General features: G+C 73.7%; 18 protein-coding genes. 1 reads left to right on the top strand and 17 read right to left on the bottom strand.

Annotation, left to right across the window (positions count from 1 at the left end):
- Position 1 precedes the first annotated feature (1 nt).
- From J7523_RS04070 to rpsP, 12 genes are all read right to left on the bottom strand, one after another.
- On the bottom strand, positions 2–928 hold the full coding sequence (locus J7523_RS04070; RefSeq protein WP_291882643.1) for a tyrosine recombinase XerC: 927 nt from the start codon (positions 926–928) through the stop codon (positions 2–4).
- 149 nt (positions 929–1,077) lie between these two features.
- Entirely contained in the window at positions 1,078–2,283 is a 1,206-nt protein-coding gene (locus tag J7523_RS04065; RefSeq protein ID WP_291882603.1) for a DNA-protecting protein DprA, read from the bottom strand.
- On the bottom strand, positions 2,280–3,800 hold the full coding sequence (locus tag J7523_RS04060) for a YifB family Mg chelatase-like AAA ATPase (RefSeq protein ID WP_291882602.1): 1,521 nt from the start codon (positions 3,798–3,800) through the stop codon (positions 2,280–2,282). Before J7523_RS04060 ends, J7523_RS04065 begins: the two co-directional genes overlap by 4 nt.
- Complete coding sequence (locus J7523_RS04055; protein WP_291882601.1) at positions 3,801–4,157, bottom strand: YraN family protein; 357 nt, start codon at positions 4,155–4,157, stop codon at positions 3,801–3,803.
- Positions 4,158–4,399: 242 nt separating this feature from the next.
- Positions 4,400–4,723: a DUF2469 domain-containing protein gene (locus J7523_RS04050; RefSeq protein WP_291882600.1), complete on the bottom strand. Its 324-nt coding sequence runs from the start codon at positions 4,721–4,723 to the stop codon at positions 4,400–4,402.
- Between the two features lie 61 nt (positions 4,724–4,784).
- Positions 4,785–5,702, bottom strand: a complete 918-nt coding sequence (locus J7523_RS04045) for a ribonuclease HII (RefSeq protein WP_291882598.1) — start codon at positions 5,700–5,702, stop codon at positions 4,785–4,787.
- Entirely contained in the window at positions 5,699–6,577 is an 879-nt protein-coding gene (lepB, locus tag J7523_RS04040; RefSeq protein ID WP_291882596.1) for a signal peptidase I, read from the bottom strand. Before lepB ends, J7523_RS04045 begins: the two co-directional genes overlap by 4 nt.
- Before the next feature lie 132 nt (positions 6,578–6,709).
- The gene (gene rplS, locus J7523_RS04035) at positions 6,710–7,075 is read right to left on the bottom strand and encodes a 50S ribosomal protein L19 (RefSeq protein ID WP_291882594.1); all 366 of its coding nucleotides are present in this window, start codon (positions 7,073–7,075) and stop codon (positions 6,710–6,712) included.
- 255 nt (positions 7,076–7,330) lie between these two features.
- On the bottom strand, positions 7,331–8,107 hold the full coding sequence (gene trmD / locus J7523_RS04030) for a tRNA (guanosine(37)-N1)-methyltransferase TrmD (RefSeq protein WP_291882593.1): 777 nt from the start codon (positions 8,105–8,107) through the stop codon (positions 7,331–7,333).
- A gap of 1 nt (position 8,108) precedes the next feature.
- A complete protein-coding gene (rimM, locus tag J7523_RS04025; protein WP_291882590.1) occupies positions 8,109–8,666 on the bottom strand; it encodes a ribosome maturation factor RimM in 558 nt (185 codons plus the stop codon).
- 92 nt (positions 8,667–8,758) lie between these two features.
- Positions 8,759–8,998, bottom strand: a complete 240-nt coding sequence (locus J7523_RS04020; RefSeq protein ID WP_291882587.1) for an RNA-binding protein — start codon at positions 8,996–8,998, stop codon at positions 8,759–8,761.
- Positions 8,998–9,444: a 30S ribosomal protein S16 gene (rpsP, locus tag J7523_RS04015; protein WP_291882584.1), complete on the bottom strand. Its 447-nt coding sequence runs from the start codon at positions 9,442–9,444 to the stop codon at positions 8,998–9,000. Before rpsP ends, J7523_RS04020 begins: the two co-directional genes overlap by 1 nt.
- 331 nt (positions 9,445–9,775) lie before the next feature.
- Here rpsP and J7523_RS04010 point away from each other — a divergent pair, with 331 nt between their 5' ends.
- Complete coding sequence (locus tag J7523_RS04010) at positions 9,776–11,389, top strand: hypothetical protein (RefSeq protein ID WP_291882580.1); 1,614 nt, start codon at positions 9,776–9,778, stop codon at positions 11,387–11,389.
- Between the two features lie 33 nt (positions 11,390–11,422).
- Here J7523_RS04010 and J7523_RS04005 read toward each other — a convergent pair whose 3' ends face one another.
- From J7523_RS04005 to J7523_RS03985, 5 genes are read right to left on the bottom strand one after another with little or no spacing between them, the layout of a single operon-like run.
- Positions 11,423–12,523: an amidohydrolase family protein gene (locus J7523_RS04005; RefSeq protein ID WP_291882579.1), complete on the bottom strand. Its 1,101-nt coding sequence runs from the start codon at positions 12,521–12,523 to the stop codon at positions 11,423–11,425.
- A 3-nt stretch (positions 12,524–12,526) separates the two neighbouring features.
- Positions 12,527–14,131 carry a signal recognition particle protein gene (gene ffh / locus J7523_RS04000; RefSeq protein WP_291882576.1) on the bottom strand — a complete coding sequence of 535 codons (1,605 nt, stop codon included), beginning with the start codon at positions 14,129–14,131 and terminating at the stop codon, positions 12,527–12,529.
- Positions 14,132–14,155: 24 nt separating this feature from the next.
- Positions 14,156–15,955 carry a [protein-PII] uridylyltransferase gene (locus tag J7523_RS03995; RefSeq protein ID WP_291882573.1) on the bottom strand — a complete coding sequence of 600 codons (1,800 nt, stop codon included), beginning with the start codon at positions 15,953–15,955 and terminating at the stop codon, positions 14,156–14,158.
- A gap of 22 nt (positions 15,956–15,977) precedes the next feature.
- Positions 15,978–16,319, bottom strand: a complete 342-nt coding sequence (locus J7523_RS03990) for a P-II family nitrogen regulator (RefSeq protein ID WP_203754917.1) — start codon at positions 16,317–16,319, stop codon at positions 15,978–15,980.
- Positions 16,319–17,635 carry an ammonium transporter gene (locus tag J7523_RS03985; protein ID WP_291882565.1) on the bottom strand — a complete coding sequence of 439 codons (1,317 nt, stop codon included), beginning with the start codon at positions 17,633–17,635 and terminating at the stop codon, positions 16,319–16,321. Before J7523_RS03985 ends, J7523_RS03990 begins: the two co-directional genes overlap by 1 nt.
- Between the last annotated feature and the right edge of the window lie 110 nt (positions 17,636–17,745).

Raw genomic sequence — 17,745 nt, 5'->3', positions numbered from 1 at the left:
GTCATGCGCGGGGGTGCGCAAGTTCGAATGCCGAGCGGAGCCGCTCAGCAGAGACGTGGGTGTAGCGCTGCGTCGTCGCGAGGCTCGCGTGGCCGAGCAGCTCCTGCACGCTGCGCAGGTCGGACCCGCCGTCGAGCAGGTGGGTCGCAGCCGTGTGGCGCATGCCGTGCGGGGCGACGTCCTCGACACCGGCCAGGGCCGCCGCGTCGTGCACCATCGCGCGGACCTGCCGCTGGTCGACCCGACCGCCGCGGCGACCGAGGAGCAGCGCCGGCGGGGAGTCGGGACGCGCGAGGAGCGGACGGCCGCGCTGCAGCCACGCGGACACGGCGACACGCGCGGGCTTGCCGAACGGCACGACGCGCTGCTTGTCGCCCTTGCCCACGACCCGGATGAGGCGCTCGTCGAGGTCGACGTCGTCGACGTCGGCGCCGCACAGCTCGCCGACACGCACGCCGGTCGCGTACAGCAGCTCGAGCTCGGCCCAGTCCCGCAGGTGGGTGGGCTCGTCGTCCTGGGCGCGGTCGCGTGCGGCGTCGATCATCCGCGCCACCGGCCCGAGCTGGAGGACCGTCGGCAGCAGCTGCGACACGCGGGCCGTCGCGAGACGGAGCGACGGGTCCTGCTCGACGAGGCCGGTGTGCACGGCCCACGCGAAGAACGTCCGGACGGCGGCGCTGCGGCGGGCGATCGTCGACCGGCTGCGGCGCGCCTGCGCCATCGACGCCAGCCACGCGCGGAGCACGCCGAGGTCGACCGCGTCGAGCGAGTCACGACCGTGCCGGGACGCGTAGGCGATCATCTGGTCGACGTCGCCGCGATATGCGCGCACGGTGTGCTCGGAACACCCTCGCTGCGCACTGAGATATGCCGAGAAATCACCGAGCAGGCGCGCACGAGATGCGCCCGTCAGAGTGACCCCGGTCATGTTCATGGGCCTACGGTGACCTGAAACACATCACGGAAACAAGCGGGACTCTCACCCAAGAGGCCTAGCGCTGGGGGATTCCGCCGTGCTTGTCCGATTCGCGGGCCGCGAATTCCGTCACACGCCAGCCTTTTCACCCGGTGCCCGGCTCACCCTCCGGCCCGTAGGGACCAGTCACCACCCGAACGCACCGCGGAACCGTCGAGCTCGAGCAGTCCGAGGGCGGCCCGCGCCTCCGCCGTCGTCACCCCTGCGGAGGACGCGACGGTCGCGAGATCGGCGGGCGCGCGACGCGGGAGCGCCTCGAGGACGGCGCGCGTGACAGCGTCCAGGCCGTCACCCGCTCGGGGCGCCTCGGCGCGCTCCGTCACGAGGTCGGTGCCGGACGCCCCGGCGAGCTCGGCGACCTCCGCCGCGTCCGTCACGCACACCGCGACGCCGTCGCGCAGCAGCCGATGGCACCCCGCCGACGCCACCGACGTGACCGGTCCCGGCACGGCCCCGACCGGCCGCAGGAGCCGGGCCGCGTGGTGCGCCGAGCTCATCGCCCCCGACCGCCACGCCGCCTCGACGACGACCGTCGCCCGGCTCCCTGCCGCGATCAACCGGTTGCGCTGCAGGAACCGGCTCCTGGTCGGAAGCCTCCCGGGCCCGAGCTCGGCGACGACCGACCCTCCGCCGCCGACGACCGCCTCGAAGAGACGCGCGTTGCCGACCGGGTACGTGCGGTCGACGCCGCCCGCCAGCACCACGCTCGTCGGACCGCCGGCGGCGAGCGACCCGCGGTGCGCCGCGGCGTCGATCCCGTACGCGCCGCCTGACACGACCGTCGCACCCCGCGCGCTCAGGCCCTCGGCCAGGTCGAACGCGACGCGCTCGCCGTAGCTGGTCGCCGCCCGCGACCCCACGAGCGCGATCCCCCGTCGCCATGCACCGGCCAGATCCGGCTCGCCCCGGACCCACAGGCAGAACGGCCGCTCGTCACCGAGGTCGTCGATCCCCGCCGGCCACCGGGGATCGCCCGGGACGAGCACCGCCCCGCCCAGGCGGGAGAGGTCGTCGAGATCACGCTCGGGGTCGACCGTCGGCCACCGCGTCGCCCACCGTCGCACCGACCGTTCGAGCCGGGCCCGCTGGACGGCCGGCAGCGGGCCGGTGCGCGCCTCGACGGGCCCCCACACCAGCGGTCGCTCCGCGTCGAGCGAGCCACCGAGCCAGCGCCACGCACCCACCGCACCGAGAGCGTCGACGAGGGCGCCGGCGACCCGGTCGCCCGGTTCGGCCAGGCCGCTCCACGCGACCCTCGCCACGAACTCGCTCACGTCGTCGCGGTCGGCCCTGCCCACGGCGTTCATGCGCCGTGCCCGCGGGTCCGCAGGAGCAGCGCCTGGCCGACGTCCGCCCGGGACGGCGCGTCCCGGCCTCCGAGGTCGGCGAGCGTCCACGCGACGCGCAGGACGCGGTCGACACCACGCAGGCTCAGCGTCCCGCGGTCGACCGCGCGGTCGAGCTCGACCATGAGCGACCGGTCGGCGCCGAGCCGCGCCCGCAGCCACGCGCCGGGCACGTCGGCGTTGGTACGCCATGGCGTGCCGGCGAGCCGCTCGGCCTGGGCGGTGCGGCACGTCGCGACCCGTGCGCCGACGGCGGCCGACCGCTCCCCCGGCTGCGCGCCGGGCCGCGCCGGTCCCAGCTCGACCTGCAGGTCCACGCGGTCGAGCAGCGGACCGGACAGCTTGCCGAAGTACCGGCGGCGCTGCTCCGCCCGGCACGTGCAGCCCAGGCCCTTGCCGACGGCCTTGCCGCACGGGCACGGGTTCGCCGCCAGCACGAGCTGGAACCGTGCCGGGTACCGCGCGGCACCCGCGGCACGGTGCAGCACCAGCTCCCCGTGCTCGAGCGGCTGCCGGAGCGTCTGCAGCACCGCCGTGGTGAACTCGGGCGCCTCGTCGAGGAAGAGGACGCCGCGGTGGGCCCGCGACGCCGCCCCCGGTCGGGGAACTCCCGAGCCACCCCCGACGACGCTCGCGGGCGTCGCCGTGTGGTGCGGATCCTCGAACGGCGGCCGGCGCAGCAGTCCCTCCCCGGGGTCGAACGTTCCCGCGACCGAGTGCACCGCCGTCACCTCGACCGCGTCCGCCTCGGAGAGGTCAGGGAGCAGACCGGGGAGCCGTGCGGCGAGCATCGTCTTCCCGGTTCCGGGTGGCCCGACCATCAGGAGGTGGTGCCCGCCCGCGGCGGCCACCTCGAGGCTGTGCCGGGCGTCGTCCTGCCCCACGACGTCGGCCAGGTCGAGGTCGGGGCGGGCCGGAGCAGCGGCGTGGTCCGCGCCCACCGGGACCACGTCGGGGACGTCCACGTCGGCGCCGTACCCGGCGGCCACCTCGGCGAGGCTGTCCGCACCGGTCACGCGCGCACCGGGCACGAGCCGCGCCTCCACGAGGTTCCCTCGTGGCACGACGACCCGTGGATGACCCGCAGCGACCGCAGCGGCGACCGCGGGCAGCACACCGCGGACCGGACGCAGCCGCCCGTCGAGCCCGAGCTCACCGAGGTGCACGACCCCGTCGGCACGCACGGGCTCGATCGCCTCGGCACCGGCGAGCATCGCCACCGCGATCGCCAGGTCGAACGTCGAGCCGGACTTCGGGAGGGTCGCCGGCGAGAGGTTGACGGTGATCCGCCGCTGCGGCCACGCCAACCCCGACGACGAGACGGCCGCGCGGACCCGGTCCCGGGACTCCGCGAGCGCCGCGTCGGGGAGCCCGACGAGCGTGAACGCCGGGAGGGACGGTGCGAGGTGCGCCTCGACCTCGACGACGTGGCCGCGCAGCCCGATCAGGGCGACCGCGAGCGTGCGACCGAGCGCCACTCAGACCACCCCGACCAGGTGCTCGACCTGCGCGGAGCCGCGCCGCGGCAGGAGCACCGCGATGACGTCGATCCGCACCGACGCCGGCCGCGTCTCGTGCGACGCGAGCCACTGGGCAGCGAGCCGTCGGATGCGCGCGAGCTTGAGCGCGGTCACCGCCTCGGCGGGATGCCCGAACGACGTCGACCGCCGCGTCTTGACCTCGACCACGACGAGCTCGTCGCCGTCGAGTGCGACGAGGTCGAGCTCACCGGCGGCGACCCGCCAGTTCCGGTCCAGCACCCGCCAGCCCTGCGCCGCGACGTGCGCCGCCGCCACGTCCTCCCCGTACCGTCCCACCGCGTCCTTCGCCCGCACCGGACCACCTCCGCGCAGGACGGTGCCACGGCGGCACGACCGCTCGCGGCGACCTGTTCGCCGGTCGTGAGGACGGAGGCGGGAAGCGGGGCTGTGGGCGGCTCGACGGGGGTCGGCCCTCGCCCGGAGCGACCGGCGCCCGCACCGCACGACGATCGAGGACGCGCTGCCCAGCACGGACCGCTCGGCGCCCGCGCCGCCGCGACTGTGGCCCGCCCGGAGCCGCGGCCGCGTGGCGGTCGCTACCGCCCGAAGCCGCCGCTGCCGCCGAGGTCGAGCTCCGCCTTCGCGAGCTCCTCGACGTTGACGTCCTTGAACGTCACGACACGCACCGACTTCACGAACCGCGCCGACCGGTACACGTCCCACACCCACGCGTCCGCGAGGCTCAGCTCGAAGTACACCTCGCCCGCAGCGGACCGCACCTGCAGGTCCACCTGGTTCGCGAGGTAGAACCGGCGCTCGGTCTCCACGACGTACGAGAAGAGCCCCACGACGTCCCGGTACTCACGGTAGAGCGCGAGCTCCATGTCGGTCTCGTAGTTCTCCAGGTCCTCCGCACTCACCGGGCCATCATCCCCCATGGGCAGCCGTCCCGGGTGGCAGCGCACCCGTCCGGCGGCCTCGTCAGTCCGTGTCGCCCTCGTCCGTCCGGTCCGTCACGTCGTCCGGGTCGAGGTCGTCGAGAGGCAGATCGGCGTCACCCTCGACGTCCAGCAGGGCGTCGTCGTGCAGCAGGGAGTCGTCGTCCAGCAGGGCGTCCTCCGGGTCCACACCGGGCAGGCGCCACGACCGGCGGTGGAGGTCGCTCGGCCCGAGCTCACGCAGCGCGGCGAGGTGGTCCGGCGACGAGTAGCCCTTGTTCTCGTCCCACCGGTACGCCGGGTACCGGCCGGCGAGGTCGACCATGAGCGCGTCCCGCTCGCACTTGGCGAGCACGCTCGCCGCGGCGACGCTCGCGCACGTCCGGTCGGCCTTGACCCGCATCCGGACCCGCGGGACGGCAGGCATCGCGGTCTCGTCGACGGCGGCGAACAGGTCGGGCACCGCCGCAGGCGGCGTGAGCCAGTCGTGCGAGCCGTCCAGTAGGACGACGTCCACGCGGCCGACGACCGCGACGACCGTCGTCAACGCCCTCGACCCGGCGAGACGCAGCGCCGCGATGATGCCCAGGTCGTCGATCTCGGCCGCGCTCGCGTGGCCCACGGCGCGCGCGAGGCCCCACCGGCCCAGAGCCGGCAGCAGGGCCGTGCGGGCGGCCGGGGTGAGGAGCTTGGAGTCGGCCACCCCCCGCGGGGCGGACCGTGTCCCGGCGTCCACGACGACCACGCCGACGCTCACCGGCCCGGCGAGCGAGCCCCGGCCCACCTCGTCCATGCCGGCGACGAACGTCGCGCCCTCCCGCAGCAGCACCCGCTCGTGACGCAGGTGCGGACCGGGACGCGCCGCCGGGCGGGCAGCCGTCCGGGTCCGCGGCGACGGGGTGCGCAGCCGTCCCGGCTCGTCCACCGGGCCGGGTCCGACAGGGTCGACGGTCAGCGTCATGACGGGTCGGGCACGTCCTCGAACGTCGCCGACGGGTTGCGCAGGATCGTCGCACGGTCCAGCGGCCACACGGTGACGAAGGCGACGCCGACCACGTTCTTGATCGGCACGGACCCGCCACCGGGCTTGCCCTGGTTCCATCGCGAGTCGGCCGAGTGCTGCCGGTTGTCGCCCATCACCCACAGGCTGTCGGCGGGCACGGTGATGTCGAACGCCTTCTCGCTGGGCATGGCTCCCGGCGCGAGGTACGGCTCCTCGAGCGCGACACCGTTCACGGTGACCGGTTCGCCGGGGCCGAGGCACGCCACGTGGTCGCCCGGGAGGCCGATGACGCGCTTGACGAGGTGCTCACCGGCGTCCTGGGGGTACAGGCCGACCCAGGTGAGAGCGTCGTTGACGACGCGCCGCACGCCGACGGCGTCGGGTTCCCCGCCCGGCGGCAGCCAGCCGCCCGGGTCCTTGAACACGACGATGTCGCCGCGGTGCAGGTCGAACGGACCGGGCGTCAGCTTGCTCACGAGGATGCGGTCGTCCTCGATCAGCGTCTCGTGCATCGAGGGGCTCGGGATGAAGAACGCCTGCACGAGGAACGTCTTGACGATGAGCGACAGGATCAGCGCGCTCGCGAGGATGATCACCGTCTCGCGCAGCATCGCCATGGCGCCGCTGCGCGGCTTCTCCTCGGCGTGCCGGTGCGCGGCGGTCCGCCGCGAGCGCCGGTCGCCGGACTCCTCGGGCGAGGTGCCGGTGCCCTCGGGCACCGCCGCGGACGCCGCACCCGACGGTGTCGGACCGGGCTGCGGGGAGGCGCCGAGCGAGGGCCAGGTGAAGGGCCTCGTCGGGTCCTCGATGTCCTCGGACGGGCGCTCGATCACCCGCACACTCTCGCATGCGGGGGGCGTCCGCGGGTAACGAACCACCATGCGGTACCGCCCAAGTCGGACATTCACAGAAAGCGACGGGCGGCCACCCCCCAGGGGGTGACCGCCCGTCGGACGCGGAAAGGCTCAGGCCTTCTTCGCGGGGACGTTCTCGCGCTTCTCCTTGATCTTGGCCTTCTTGCCGCGGAGCTTGCGCAGGTAGTACAGCTTCGCGCGGCGGACGTCACCGCGGGTGACGACCTCGATCGAGTCGAGCGTCGGGGAGTGCACCGGGAACGTGCGCTCGACACCGACCTGGAAGCTGATCTTGCGGACCGTGAACGTCTCGCGGACGCCCTCGCCCTGACGGGCGATGACGACGCCCTGGAACGCCTGGATGCGGGAGCGGTTGCCCTCGACGACCTTGACGTTGACCTTCAGGGTGTCCCCGGGGCGGAAGTCCGGGATGTCGCTGCGCAGCGAGGCTGCGTCGACCTGGTCGAGCGTGTGCATGTGCTGTCACTTCCCCGCCCTGCCACAGGTCAGGAACGTCGTCGAGGGCGCCGCGGCATCAGCGTGCGCGGGCGTCCCGATGGTCTGGTCCGGTGCGTTCGGGGACAGGCTCTGGACCTGTCCTCGGTGGTCGTGGTTCGTCTCCCCTGTGGCAGAGACGCGACCGGCGCGCACCAACGGGCAAGTCTGCCACAGCGGGCGCACGCCCCACCAATCCGGGACCGGGCGACGGGCCGAGCCCTGTTCCTCGGCGCGTCAGGGCCCGACGAGCCGGCCGCCCTGCTCCACCCAGCCGAGCTCGGCCAGGACCGCGAGGTCGGCACGGTCGAGCGTGCCGGGGTCGAGCGCCGCGACGAGGTCGGGACGACGCTCCGCGGTCCGGCGCAGCGCCTCGTCACGCCGCCACCGCTCGATGCGGCCGTGGTGCCCGGAGAGCAGCACCTCGGGCACGTCGAGGCCCGCCCACTGCGGCGGCTTCGTGTAGACGGGGTACTCGAGGAGCCCGGCCGCACCGTGCGACTCCTCGACGAGCGACTGCGGGTTGCCGATGACGCCGGGGAGCAGCCGCGCGACCGCCTCGACCAGCACGAGCGCCGCGACCTCACCGCCGTTGAGGACGTAGTCGCCGATCGAGAACTCGCTCACCCGGACGCCCGGCCGCGACCGGTAGTGCTCGGCGACCCGCGCGTCGATGCCCTCGTAGCGACCGCACGCGACGACGAGGTGCTGCTCCTCGGCGAGTCGCTCGGCGGTTCGCTGCGTGAGCGGGGCACCCGACGGCGTCGGCACGAGCAGGTGCGCGCCCTCGTCCAGCACGGAGTCCAGGGCGGTCCCCCACACGTCCGGCCGCATCACCATGCCCGCTCCGCCGCCGAACGGGGTGTCGTCGACCGTGCGGTGGCGGTCCGTGGTCCAGTCGCGCAGGTCGTGCACGCGCAGGTCGAGCAGCCCGCTCGTGCGCGCCTTCCCGACGAGCGACAGGTCGAGCGGCGCGAGGTAGTCGGGGAAGATCGAGACGACGTCGATGCGCACGTCAGTCCTCGGAGCCGGCGTCGCCACGCGTCTCGTCCGAGATCACGAGGTTCGCCGCGTCGGACGCGAGCAGGCCGCCCGGCGGGTCGAGCACGACGCGGCCGCCGGCAACGTCGACGACCGGCACGATCGCCCGCACGAACGGGATCAGCGTGCGGGCACCGTCGGGCTCGCGCAGGATCAGCACGTCGTGCGCGGGCAGGTGCTGCAGGCCGACGATCTCCCCGAGCACTCGTCCGTCGACGCCCTCCGCGCGCAGCCCGTTCAGCTCGTGCGGGTACCAGGCGTCCTCCTCGTCGTCCGCGACCTCCTCGGCGACGAGCTCGACGCCGCGCAGCGCCTCGGCGGCGGTCCGGTCGGCGATCTCGTCGAACGTCACGTACCAACGGCCCTGCTGGATGCGGGTGCGGGCGACCGTGAGCGGTCCCGCGGACGCGGGCTCGGTCTGCAGGCGCGTCCCGGCCGCGAGCCGGACCTCGGGCGCGTCGGTCCGCAGGTCGAGCGCGACCTCCCCACGCAGGCCGTGCGCACGGCCGATCCGCGCGACGGTGAGCAGCATGACGATCCTCTCGGGAGGGGTGGGAAGACGGCGAAGGCCCGGCCCCAGGGTACGGGGCCGGGCCTTCGTGAAGCCTCGACGAGCGGGGCCCGTCAGCGGCGGTCGACGTCCACGACGTCGACGCGGACCGCGCCGTCCGGCGACAGCGCGCCGACGACCGTGCGCAGGGCCCGGGCGGTACGACCGCCGCGCCCGATGACGCGCCCGAGGTCCTCCGGGTGCACCCGCACCTCGAGGAGCTCGCCGCGGCGCAGCGACGAGGAGGTGACGCGCACGTCGTCCGGGTGGTCGACGATGCCCCGCACCAGGTGCTCCAGCGCGTCGGCGAGCATCAGGCCTGCTCGTCCTCGGTGGCCTCGACCTCGGCGTCAGCGGCGGGCTCGGCCGGCGCCTCGGCAGCGGCGGCCTTCTTCTCCGACGCCTTCGCCTTGACCTTCTCGGCGTCCGCGGCGGCGGCCTCGATGGCGGCCTTCGGGTCGACCTTGTCGCCCTTGGTCCGCAGGGTGCCCTCGGCGCCCGGCAGGCCCTTGAACTTCTGCCAGTCGCCCGTGATCTTGAGGATCGCGAGGACCTGCTCGGTCGGCTGCGCGCCGACGCCGAGCCAGTACTGCGCACGGTCGGAGGTGACCTCGATGAACGAGGGCTCCTCGGTGGGGTGGTACTTGCCGATCTCCTCGATCACGCGACCGTCGCGCTTGGTGCGCGAGTCGGCGACGACGATGCGGTAGTACGGCGCACGGATCTTGCCGAGACGCTTGAGACGGATCTTGGTGGCCACGGTGTGGTCTTCTCCTGAGGTCTGCTGTGGTGGCCTCGCGGTGCTGGCCCCGTGGGGTGGGGCGCTCCGGTCTGACCGAGGACACGGTGGGCGCAGGTAGAGGGGCTGCATCCGCCGGGTACAGCCGACCATTGTGCCAGACGGGACGCAGCCCTCCCAACCTCCGCCGCACGTCGCCGCCCGGGTGGTCGGACGGCCCCCGGCCACGGTGCTCCCGCGTGGCGGGCGACACCCTCGGTGAGGGTTCAGAACGCCCGCGATCCGGCCGATGGAGGCCACAGCACCCCACGCGCCCGCGGCCGCAGGCGTACCCCGATCCCGAGGAGATCCCGTGACGGTCCAGGCGCCCGACAGCGTGACGGTCCACAGGACGCAGGTCGACGGCGTCCCCGTCATGTGGACGGACCTCGCGGTCGACCCGACGGTGACGCTGTTCTTCGGCGTCGGCCACAAGGACATGGCTCCCTGGACGGTCGGCATCACGCACCTCGTCGAGCACCTCGTCATGCGCCGGGTGGGCCATGTGTCGATCCCGAACAACGCGGAGTCGGGCATGGTCACGACGAACTTCTACGCGACGGGCACGCCCGCACGGCTCGCCGACTTCGTCAGGCGCGTCTGCGACGCCGTGACGTGGCTGCGGGAGGTCACCGACGACGACCTGGAGCTCGAGCGCCGCACGATCCTCGCCGAGGTCGGCATGTCCTCGGTCTACGCGTCGCACGGGGATCCCTTCGCGGCCCGTTACGGCCTGGCGGGTGTCGGTCTCGGGGCCGTGAGCCACACGCGTCTTCTCGACTGGGCCGCGGAGGAGGTCCGCGCGGTCGCCGCCCAGTGGTTCCATGCGGGCAACGCCCTGCTCAGCAGCACGGCGCCCCTGCCCGAGGGCCTGGTGCTGCCGCTCCCCGCCGGCCCTGCGCCGCGCCGCACGCTGCACCCCGCCCCGCTGTGGCCGGGACGCACGTGGCAGGTCGGCCGCGACCAGGCGCTCCTGCTGTCGGGCTCGGTCGACGGCGACCTCGACCGGTCGCTGTCGGCGCTCGCCATGTCCGTGCTCGACGACGTGCTGCACCACGAGCTCAGGACGGCGCTCGGGCAGGTGTACTCGGTCGACGGGGTCGGTTACCAGGTGGACCCGTACTCGTCCGTCGTCGCCTCCGCCCTCGATCCCGAGCGATCGGTCGCGGCCGACGCGACCAGGGCGACGCTGCGCGTCATCGAGCGTCTCGCGCTCGAGGGCCCGACCGTCGACGAGCTCGACCGCACCCGAGGCACGCTCCTCGAGTCGCTCGCGCTGGGTGCCGGACGAGCAGGGTGGTTCGACTCGATCGCGTCCTGGTCCGTCCGCGGGATCGACGTCCCCACCTTCGACCAGGAGACGGCGACGATCCGCGACGCCCGACCCGAGGACCTCCGCCCCGCCCTCGCTGCGTACGCCCGGTCGCTGCTCGTGTCGATCCCGTGCACCCTTGCGGGCGACACCGACCTGATCGACCACCTGACGTCGCAGTGGGGCGCGCAGTACGCCGACCTGACGGCCGACCCGCAGGGGCGGACCGGCAAGGACTTCTCCAAGGCGCTGCTGAACGACGCCGGGGGCAGCGGCCCGCTGCGCCTCCTCAAGGCCTCGGACCGCATGTTCTCCGGCAAGCGCTTCTCGGCGGCCCGGGGCGTGGACGTGTGGCTGCTCCCCGACCGGCTCGTCGTCGCGGGCGGCGGGCAGGTGGACACCGTCGTGCTCGACGACATCGTCCTGGTCGGCACGGACGAGGACGGCGACGTCGAGCTGGTCACGCAGCGCGGTGCCGCGATGCTGCTCAACCCGTCGCTGTTCAAGGGCCTGCGCGACCCCTTCGCCGCCATGGTCCGGCACCTTCCCCGCGCGGTGGTCTACGACAAGCAGCGAGTGAAGGTGCGCCCGGTCGACGGCGCCGCGCCCGACTGATCTCGACGCCGCGGTCGACGTCCGAGGGCGACGTCAGCGCAGCGGCGCCGTCGGCACGCCGCGGAGCACGACGGCACGCGGGTCGGAGAGCACGCCGACGTCCGCCCGCGGGTCGGCACCGAAGACCACGACGTCGGCGCTCTCGCCCTCGTCGATGCTCGGCACGCCGAGCCACGCGCGCGTGCGCCAGCTCGCCGCCGCCACGACGTCGCGGTCCGGTATGCCCGCCCGGACGAGCTCGGCGGCCTCGTCGGCGATCCGGCCGTGGCCGATCGTGCCGCCCGCGTCGGTGCCGACGAGCACCGGGACGCCGGCCTCGTGCAGGCTGCGGACCAGGTCGTACCGGTGGGCGTGCAGGGCACGCATGCGCGCGGCGAAGCGCGGGTAGCGCTGCTCCCCCTGCGCCGCGATGTTCTCGAACTGGGCGATCTGCAGCAGGGTCGCCGTGACAGGGATGCCGGCCGCCGCGATCCGGTCGACCTGGTCGGGCGTCGCGCCCGTGGCGTGCTCCAGGCAGTCGACGCCCGCGTCGAGCAGGTCGTCGAGGGCCTCTGTCGCGAACGTGTGCGCCGTGACCCGGGCGCCGGCTGCGTGCGCGGCGGCGACGGCCTCGACGAGCACGTCGCGCGGCCACAGGGGACGCAGGTCGCCGTCGGCGCCGAGGTCCCGGTCGATCCAGTCGGCGACGAGCTTGACCCAGCCGTCGCCGCGCGCGGCCTCCTCGCGGACCGCGTCGGGCAGCGCGTCGACCGAGGCCAGCTCGCGACCGTAGTGCCGCAGGTAGCGCTTCGACAGCGCGAGGTGCCGGCCGGCGCGGATCAGGCGGGGCAGGTCGTCGCGGTCGTGGACCCACCCGGTGTCGGCGGGCGACCCGGCGTCCCGCACGAGCAGCACGCCCGAGTCGCGGTCGGCCAACGCCTGCTTCTCCGCGGTGCCGTCGTCGACCGGTCCGTCCGCGGCCAGGCCGATGTGGCAGTGCACGTCGACGAGTCCGGGCAGCACCCAGCCCTCGAGCACGCCGGTGACCGGCGCGGACGGGCGCGTGAACGTCAGCCGGTCCCCGACGACCCAGGCCTCGGGCACCTCACGGTCGTCGTCGAGGACGACCGTGCCGCGCAGGTGCAGGACGGTCACGGGTCAGCGACCGAGGAACTTGTCCAGCCCGGCCGGGAGCTTGAGCGCCGACGGGTCCACCTGCTCGGGCTCCTGCGGTGCCCCCAGCCCGAAGGCCGACCCGGGCGCGGCGGCGGGTGCGGACGAGGACCGGTCCAGCGCGGCACGCTCCTGCTCGGCCCGCTTCGCGGGGTTGCCCGACTTCCCCTTGGTCCGACGCGGTGCCGGCGCTGCGGCCCGGCCGCGCGACTTCTTTCCCGTGCCCGGCAGGCTCCCCATGCCCGGCATCCCCGGCATCGCGCCGCCCTTGGCCATGTGGCGCATCATCTTCTGCGCGCTGTCGAACCGCTCGATGAGCTGGTTGATGTCCGTGACGGTGGTGCCCGACCCCTTGGCGATGCGCGAGCGGCGCGACCCGTTGATGATCTTCGGGTTGTGCCGCTCGGCGGGCGTCATCGACTGGATCATCGCCTCGATGCGGTTGACCTCGCGCTCGTCGAACGAGTCGATGGCCTCCCGCATCTGGCCCATCCCCGGAAGCATCCCGAGCATGTTCTTGAGCGGGCCGAGCTTGCGCAGCTGCTGCATCTGCACGAGGAAGTCCTCGAGCGTGAAGTCCTGGCCGGACGCGATCTTGCCGGCCATCTTCTCGGCCTGCTCGGCGTCGAACGCCTTCTCGGCCTGCTCGATGAGCGTGAGGACGTCACCCATGTCGAGGATGCGCGACGCCATGCGGTCGGGGTGGAAGACCTCGAAGTCGGTGAGCTTCTCGCCCGTGCTCGCATAGAGGATCGGCTTGCCCGTGACGCTCGCGACCGACAGGGCGGCACCACCGCGCGCGTCGCCGTCGAGCTTCGACAGCACGACGCCGGTGAAGCCGACGCCGTCCGCGAAGGCCTGCGCGGTCGTCACCGCGTCCTGGCCGATCATCGCGTCGATCACGAAGAGGATCTCGTCGGGCTCGACCGCGTCGCGGATGTCGGACGCCTGCCGCATGAGCTCGGCGTCCACGCCGAGGCGGCCCGCGGTGTCCACGATGAGCACGTCGTGCTGCTTGGTCCGGGCCGTCTCGAGGCCCTGCCGCGCGACGGCGACCGGGTCGGCGCCGAACGGCATGACGTCGTCGGAGCCCTGGTTGCCCGGGTGCGGCGCGAACACCGGCACGCCGGCCCGCTCGCCGACCACCTGCAGCTGCGTCACGGCGTTGGGGCGCTGCAGGTCGGCCGCGACGAGCAGCGGGGTGTGGCCCTGCGCCTTGAGGTGCAGCGCGAGCTTGCCCGCGAGCGTCGTCTTGCCGGCACCCTGCAGACCCGCGAGCAGGATGACCGTCGGCGGGCGCTTCGCGAACGTGAGCGGGCGCGTCTGGCCGCCGAGGATCGAGATGAGCTCGTCGTTGACGATCTTGACGACCTGCTGCGCCGGGTTGAGCGCGCCGGACACCTCGACCGACAGCGCGCGCTCCCGGATCGCGCCCGTGAACGACCGGACGACCGGGACCGCCACGTCGGCGTCGAGCAGCGCACGCCGGATCTCGCGCACGGTCGCGTCGATGTCCGCCTCGGACAGACGGCCCTTGCTGCGCAGGTTCTTGAAGGTCGACGTCAGTCGGTCGGACAGGGTGGCGAACACCGGGTGGTCCTCACACGTCAGGGATCACGGACGGTCCAGCGTACCTGCCAGCTCGCGGCGGGCCCGTGCGGCGAGGTCGTCGACGAGCGTGCCGCGCCACGCGCTCCACGCCGCAGGCCCGGCGGCCGACGCGTCGGCCTCCGTGAGGGCGCGCAGCACCTCGAGCAGGTCGGCACGGTGGTCGACGGCGTCGAGCAGGCGGGCGACCGTCGCGGGGTCGTCGTGGTCCGCGGTCGTCGCGAGGTCGACGAGCGTGAGGTGCTCGCGGACCAAGCGGACGACGTCGGCCGCGACGTCCTCGTCGAACCCCATCCGGAGCACGATCGGCCCCGCGAGGCGCGCGCCCTCGACCGAGTGGTCCCCCGCACCCGCACGCTTGCCGATGTCGTGCAGCAGGGCCGCGAGCAGCAGGGTGTCGCCGAGCTCGACCTCCCGGCGGACCCGACCCGCCCGCGCGACGGTCTCCACGAGGTGCCGGTCGACGGTGTGCCGGTGCACGGGCGAGCGCTGCGGGCGGTTCCGGACGGCCGCCCACTCGGGGATCCACGTGGTCACGACGCCCGCCAGGTCCAGGGCCTCCCAGATCGGCACCTGCGCCTGCTCCGACCCGAGCAGCTGCAGCAGGTAGGTGCGCGCGACCTTGGGCCACGGCGTCGGGAGCGGCGGCGTGGCCGTGAGGCTCGCGACCGTGACCGGTGACAGGGCCAGCCCCGTGCGGGCCGCGGTCGCCGCCGCGCGCAGGGACAGCAGCGGGTCCTCGGCGGGCCGCGCGTCGACGGCCAGCACGATCTCGCCGTCGTGCTCGACGAGGTCCTCCGCGATCGCCCGCAGGCGCGGCGCGGTCCGTCGGCCGCGCACCAGCACGGGCTTGCGGACCGGGCGCTGCAGCGCCTGACGCGCGTTGCGGGCCGTCGTGTCGAGCGCGTACGAGATGACGCGCCCCGCCTCCGCGATGCTGGCGACGAGGTCGTCCCGGTCGTCGAACCCGACGAGCGCCGCGACCTCGTCCTGGTCCGCGAGCAGCAGCCGGTTGGTGTGCCGCCGGGTCGCGACCTGGACCGTGTCGCGCACGTCGAGCAGGTGCGCGTACGCGGCGTCGACCGCGCCGTGTGGTCGGTCGGTGAGCCACGTCGCGGCCAGCGCGCTCAGCACCACGGCGTCGCGGATGCCGCCGCGGGCCTCCTTGAGCTCGGGCTCCAGCAGGTACGCGAGCTCGCCGTGCCGGTCCGCGCGCTGGCGGGTCGACGCGAGGAGCTCGGGCAGCCGGCGGCGGGCCGCGTCACGCCAGTCCTCCAGCAGGGCCGACCTCGCCCGCGCGATCACCACCGCGTCGCCCGCGACGGGCTGCAGGTCGAGCAGGCCGACCGCGGCCGGCAGGTCCTTGGACGCGACCTGGCGGCACTGCGCGAGCGAGCGCACGGAGTGGTCGAGGTCCAGGCCGGCGTCCCAGATCGGGTACCAGAGCCGCTGCGCGATGGCCTGCAGCTGCTCGGGCGGGTGCCCGCGGCCCTCGTGGACCAGGAGCAGGTCGAGGTCGCTCACGGGGCTCGCGTCCCCGCGCCCGACGCTCCCGACGGCGCCGAGGGCGACGCCCGCGACGTCCTCGCCCTGCGTCGCCTCGTCCCAGAGCTCGGCGAGGCGCGTGCGCACCAGGTCGACGATGGCGGCGCGACGGGCGACCCCGTCGGACTGCGGGCCCGTGAGGCGGGCCGCGAGCTCGAGCCGTTCGACGCGGAGGTCCCGCACCCCGATGGCGGCGGGGTGCGGGACCTCGGACGAACCGTGCTCGGCCGCGCCCCCCGCGGGCGGCCGTTGCTGTGTCATGCGGTGCGTGCGACCGTCCTCGTCAGAGCGCGTCGTCGCCGTGCTCACCGGTGCGGACGCGAGCCACGTCCTCGACCGGCACGACCCAGACCTTGCCGTCGCCGATCTTGCCGGTCTGCGCCGCCTTGATGACGACCTCGGTGACGCCGTAGGCGTCCTCGTCGGCCACCAGCACGTCGATCTTGACCTTCGGCACGAGGTCCACGGTGTACTCCGCACCGCGGTAGACCTCGGTGTGTCCGCGCTGGCGGCCGTAGCCGCTCGCCTCGCTCACCGTGAGGCCGCGCACACCGGCCGCCTCGAGGGCCGACTTCACGTCGTCCAGCCGGTGCGGCTGGATGACCGCCGTCACGAGCTTCGTCATCAGTTCACCTCCGTCAGGACCCGGGAACCGTCCAGGGTCTCGTACGCCGTCTCACCGTGCACTGCCAGGTCGATGCCGGAGACCTCGTCCTCCTCGCTCACCCGCAGGCCGGTGATGGCCTTGATGATGAGGCCGATGACGTAGGTCATCACGAAGGAGAACACCACGGCGAACGCGGCGACCACGATCTGCGAGATCAGCTGGGTCACACCGCCACCGTAGAAGAGACCGCTCTGCGCGCCGTCCGGGTACCACGCACCCTGCTTGTTGGTGGCGAGGAACCCGATGAGGACGGTGCCGGTGATGCCACCGACGAGGTGGACGCCGACCACGTCGAGCGCGTCGTCGAAGCCGAACTTGAACTTCAGGCCGACCGCGAGGGCGCAGGCGACACCGGCGATCGCGCCGATCGCGATGGCCCCGAACGAGTCGACGGCCGCGGCGGCCGGGGTGATCGCGACCAGACCGGCGACGACGCCCGAGGCGGCACCGAGCGACGTGGCGTGCCCGTCGCGGACCTTCTCGGTGAGGAGCCAGGTGATCATCGCGACGCAGGTGGCGACGAACGTGTTGATCCACGCGCGGCCCGCGGTGCCGTCAGCAGCGCCCTCGGAGCCGGCGTTGAAGCCGAACCAGCCGACCCACAGCAGAGCCGCGCCGAGCATCACGTACGGCAGGTTGTGCGGGCGGATCGGGGACGTCGGCCAGCCCTTGCGGCGGCCGAGCAGGATCGCCAGCGCGAGGCCCGCGGCACCGGCGTTGATGTGGACGACCGTGCCACCGGCGAAGTCGATGGGGGTCGACAGCCACTCGGAGACCTTGCCGCCGATGCCGAGGAACCCGCCGCCCCACACCATGTGGGCCATCGGGAAGTACACCGCGGTCACCCAGATCACCGTGAACGCGATCCAGGAGCCGAACTTGATCCGGTCGGCGATCGCGCCCGAGATCAGGGCCACCGTGATCACCGCGAACGTCGCCTGGAACGCGACCACGACGAGGGCGGGGACACCGGTCGCCGCCAGGAGGCTCTTGTCGTCCGTCAGACCGACCAGGCCGAAGTACTCGAACGGGTTGTCCACGAACTGCCCGAAGCCGGTGGTGTGCCCACCGAACGTCATCGAGTACCCGTACAGCACCCAGACCAGGCCAACCGTCCCCGCGGCGATGAAGTTCATCATCAGCATGTTGAGGACGGACTTGCCGCGGACCATGCCGCCGTAGAAGAACGCCAGGGCCGGCACCGTCATCATGAGGACGATCACGGCGGAGATGAGCATCCACGCCGTGTTGCCGGAGTCCAAGGTGAAGTCCATCGTTCGCTTCTCCACTCCCCGACCGGTCGGCCGGACGGGGACAACCTTCGGGGAGGCGGGTTACTCGCGAACGCGTGACGCGTTACGGGCGTGTGACAAGGCGCACGTCG

It is taken from the genome of Cellulomonas sp. (assembly GCF_017744555.1).
Lineage (GTDB): Bacteria > Actinomycetota > Actinomycetes > Actinomycetales > Cellulomonadaceae > Cellulomonas.
This window is presented reverse-complemented; position numbering and strand designations above follow the sequence as displayed.